Here is a 4,513-nt window from a genome sequence, read left to right on the forward strand (position 1 = left end):
TCGGGATAGGTCATTGTGCGTACGCGGTTCCAGCTGTCGTACGTGGCGCCGTAGACATAGGTACGCATGTCGGCGGTGCTCACCATCACCGAGCGCACCGTCTTCACCACTTCGCCTTGGTTGCCGTAGTAATACGCCTCGCCGCCCGATGCGTCTTCCACCAGCACCAATCTGCCTGCACGGTTGTACTTCTCGCCCGGTTTGCCATAGGTGTAGGTAACGCGGTTGAAGAGGTTCTTGGGATAGAGCACTTCGCTCAACCATTCGTAGTTGTAGGTGATGAAGTTGCTCATATATATTACGGTGACTAGATGAAAAAGCCTTCCTCAAGAGAGAGTATTCTAACTTTCCCGTTTGAAAGGATTTCCATTTTCAAGAGGTAGGGATAATCCCACTTTTTTAAAGGCAATAAAAAGAGCCATATTTGTACTTGAATACCGAGTTTGATATGGCTCTTTTATTTTAAGGAATAGTAACTTTGGCCTGTCTATATTTTAGTTTTGCCTCCCTTAACTGGTAAGGTGGGCAATAACTTTTGACACTCCCTCAAATCTATATCACTAATAATCATGAAAGATTTCAGCCTGCCAAATATACATTATGCCGTTTTAGAATAGTTTTTCCTAATGTATAATATTAACATTATTGCTGTGCTTATTATGAACCAAATAATATTTAAAATAATGCCAGTATTGGATATTTGGTAGATTTTGTCCACTAAAATATCGTTCTTTGTAACTTCTATTTCGTACTTAATTGTAAGATAAACATCTGAAATTAAAATACAATATATCAGAAACCATAAAAATGCTACCGAGAAGTAGATAATTAACACTTTCTTCATAATAATTTATCTATTAAAATCTTGACTGCTACTACTATTGCTACCACTACCAAAAGAGCCAGAACCATTGCCACTAGATGACGAACGAGTACTAGAACTATTTGCACTAGAACCAGCACTAGAACCAGCAATTCCAGAACTAGTTCCACTACTACCAGCACTTTTCAAGTTCTTCTTGTTTGATGTGTTTGAATAAATATTTTTCATTTCCTTGGTTCTATTTGCAACATTGTTATTTGTTTTTGAGATATCTTTTAGATAATCTTGTAAAGAACTTGGTATTATAAAGTCTTCATCATAATCAAATATCAATCCATCTACATCAAATATTTTAGACCCACTATATTTAACAGCATCACAACTCTTTGTTGTACAGTTATTCCCGAATAAAGAATAAGTATCTACTACTTTACCATTACGATTTATATCTTCATTATCAGAAGTAGGTATTGTATTAGAAGCACTGTATTGATCATCAAAATATTTCCTTACCTTTGCATCACTCGCATCCTTTATTAGAAAAGATTCAGCCTTCATCCTATGAAGTTCTGTGTTTATATATTCTGCAGCCTTTTCTCCATTATACTTTACCAAAACCCCAGGACCTGTGGTGCCTACACTATACCAATGTCCACCTTGATACCTGCCATAAGTATATACTGTTGTTCCTTTATTATCTATAACAACAATAAAAGTATGGCCTGTTCCTTTTGTCTCTGTAAACATATAAACATCTTTACCATTAGGGTCCTTAAATAATATTGGATTATTTAGACAGTAAATATATCCACCAACGCTCGGATACTTCTCCGTTAGCGGATCCACTCCATACCACAAACTCGTCCTTGGGTTCATATACCTCGCGCCATAATAGTACAGCCCAGTTTCTTCATCTAATTCTTTACCATTGAATTTATACGGCATTTCCTCTGATGAAGAATGTTCATCTACCAACAACTCACCGTACGGCAGGTAAGCGTCGAACTGGGTGATGTTGGCATCTCTGTCCGTGATGTAGGAGGTGCTGCCGAGGTGGTCACTATGATAGAAGAAGATATCCTCGATGTTGGTGGTATCGCTTGCCACATAGCCATAGCCTGCGGGAACATCTTCGGGATTGGTGGGTGGATTCCACTGCACGGGCGGCCCGGGAGGCGTGCCCGGCTGGCTGAACTTGGGCGTTTGCGGCCAGCCTTTGGGCACGCTGTGGTCACCCAACTCGCCGATAATGGTGTTGTAGCCCACGCCCGTATTCTCCAGGTCGGCATAGTTACCTTTCATCGTGGGCACCCCCGGCGGTGTGCCGAGCTTATTGTAATCATCAGTATTATTCATTTCATATGAATAACAGATTTTTGTCTGTCATACTTTTCTATGCCAGGTTGAATCCCGAAAAGCCCCAGCCATGTTTTTTCAAGCAATAACTTATTACCATTGTTATCACTTTGAAGAACATAGTAGTTAGGTATTATCTTTAATTTGAATCGTTCCACAGTTCTGTGTTTATTGTATCTTCCCTTTTCGGATAGCAAACCATGCAGATTATAATTATATAAAGAAACCATCTTACGCATATCCGAGATAAGATGTGCAGGGCTGATAAAATCAATATCTTCTATCAAAGTCAATCTATCACATCCGTATGCCGTTTTTATATAAAAATCCTTATACTTATATTCTCCATAATAGCAGCATCTGTACTCCAGAATCGTATCATTAAAGATAATCCTATCATAACTTCTTGCCGGGTTTTCTTCTCCACTTTTAGTAATAGGATTATTCTTTTTCCATAAATCCATGTCCTCATGGTTATACCATACACCGTCTCGCCTTATATATCGAAAGACATGTGACGTATCATCAGAAACCACAACCTCGAATTTATCCTTTGAAGACCTGACATAAACGAAGGGAGAATGGACGGGAACACCTTCGCCTCTCATCTTGAATTCGTTGAATGTCTGATAGCGCTTGAAAGAGCTTAATTGTATATCTGCTCTTTTTTCCTCAAGAACTTCTTTTCTTTCCATTGAAGAATTTATTATATCTTTTTTATTCGTATTGCATAAACAAACTGATAGCAATGCAGGAATAAGCAATAAAGTCTTTATTTTCATCATCTAGCCATAACCATTTTGTTTTATACTTATAACTTTACCCGTTGTTATATTTATAATCATTTCCCAATAAGAGCTACCTCCGTCTACTATCATTATCAGATCTTCGGATAATTCTTTTATTGATGTAATAGTATCTTTACTGATAAAATTGATATGAACCAATATTTGTTTATTCCCATCTATGTAGCCGACATATTGTCTGTAGTATTTATGTAATCTAACCTTTCTTAGTTTAACTTTATGAGAACTACAAGGCGTTATCAAATAAGGAATATTCTTAAGCAAGATTTCTTCTGCACGATAGATATCCGTATCACTTAATGTATAACGGTTAGATGCAGGAGGAAAACCTTCAAGATAAAACTCCTTTGGAAAAGAATACCCTTCGTATTTTCTTCCTTTTATATGCGTTACATTTTGTGAGTATACTCCGTAAGTAAGCAATAAGCATAGAATTGATAAAACGAATTTCATAATGAAAATTGGAAATATACATAACTAAAAATATACAGAATAAACCATTCTATGGATAATTTATGGGCGTATTTTGAGGAGATAATAATCTTGGACCAATAGGTTTTGGGATTCCTGTTGATATATCATAGCCGTAATAAGCCCGTAATGGAATATTAGCCTGACTTCTAATCAGATTCTCTCGGTATACTGCACGCCATTCCGATTTATTTAATCCATTATAAGTTGCAGAATATACTGCTCCTGTTTGTTCATTAGTATAATTACTAGAATAATGAAGAAGTCCTCGGTTTGCATCACTTCCATGTGCCATTTCATGCCCTAATCCAATGAATGAAGGACGACTAATTTGCCCATTTATATTTAATCCACTGGTTCTATTACGGGTATTCCAATAAATAATTCCTCCTGAGCCATTAGACCCTAAAGTATTACCTGTTATCGCTTGAACTTCAGCCAAATTTGCACCTGCTTTTACTGGAGAATTCGCTTTGAATTGATTAGAACTACCACTCCTAATAGTAAACATGTTGTTTGAATTCTGTAATTCCGTAATGATAGAGGCTCCCTCTTCCGTCTCATTGAGTTCGCCTAATGCATTTACTACGGATGCTAAATAACCTTTCACTTTTCCTGTATATGAACTACCATCTGGATTATACAATTTGCCATCTTCATATGTTAACCTTTTAGTTCCACCTAAACCTAAAAAACCAGTTTTATATGCAATAGTGATACTATCACCTTGTAAATCAACTGCAATGATTGGGTTATTTGCACAGTAAGAATATGGACTGATTTCTGGATATTTCTCCATTAACGGGTCTACACCCAACCACATGGAGATTTTGGGGTCCATGTATCTGGCTCCGTAATAATACAGTCCCGTTTCTTCGTCCAACTCCTTGCCATTAAACTTATACGGCATATCTTCTGATGAAGAGTGTTCGTCCACGAGTAGTTCGCCATAGGGCAGGTAGGCATCGAACTGTGTGATGTTGGCCTTGGCATCGGTGATGTAGGAGGTGCTGCCGAGGTGGTCACTATGATAGAAGAAGATGTCTTCAACGTTGGT

Annotated in this window: 3 protein-coding genes and 2 pseudogenes; all 5 read right to left on the bottom strand. The window is 37.6% G+C overall.

The window, feature by feature from the left end; genetic code table 11:
• Positions 1 to 251 (bottom strand): annotated as a pseudogene (locus BN93_RS18155) (RHS repeat-associated core domain-containing protein); the annotation flags it as partial.
• A gap of 1,327 nt (positions 252 to 1,578) precedes the next feature.
• A pseudogene (locus BN93_RS18820) lies at positions 1,579 to 2,161 on the bottom strand (RHS repeat domain-containing protein); the annotation flags it as partial.
• Between the two features lie 14 nt (positions 2,162 to 2,175).
• Positions 2,176 to 2,874 carry a hypothetical protein gene (locus BN93_RS15330; RefSeq protein ID WP_019189166.1) on the bottom strand — a complete coding sequence of 233 codons (699 nt, stop codon included), beginning with the start codon at positions 2,872 to 2,874 and terminating at the stop codon, positions 2,176 to 2,178.
• Between the two features lie 90 nt (positions 2,875 to 2,964).
• The gene (locus BN93_RS15335; protein WP_019189167.1) at positions 2,965 to 3,438 is read right to left on the bottom strand and encodes a hypothetical protein; all 474 of its coding nucleotides are present in this window, start codon (positions 3,436 to 3,438) and stop codon (positions 2,965 to 2,967) included.
• Between the two features lie 49 nt (positions 3,439 to 3,487).
• The coding region (locus BN93_RS17185; RefSeq protein WP_019189168.1) for an RHS repeat-associated core domain-containing protein at positions 3,488 to 4,513 on the bottom strand (1,026 nt) is incomplete at its 5' end.

Origin of the sequence: Prevotella conceptionensis 9403948, assembly GCF_000312305.1 — a bacterium.
Taxonomy (GTDB): domain Bacteria; phylum Bacteroidota; class Bacteroidia; order Bacteroidales; family Bacteroidaceae; genus Prevotella; species Prevotella conceptionensis.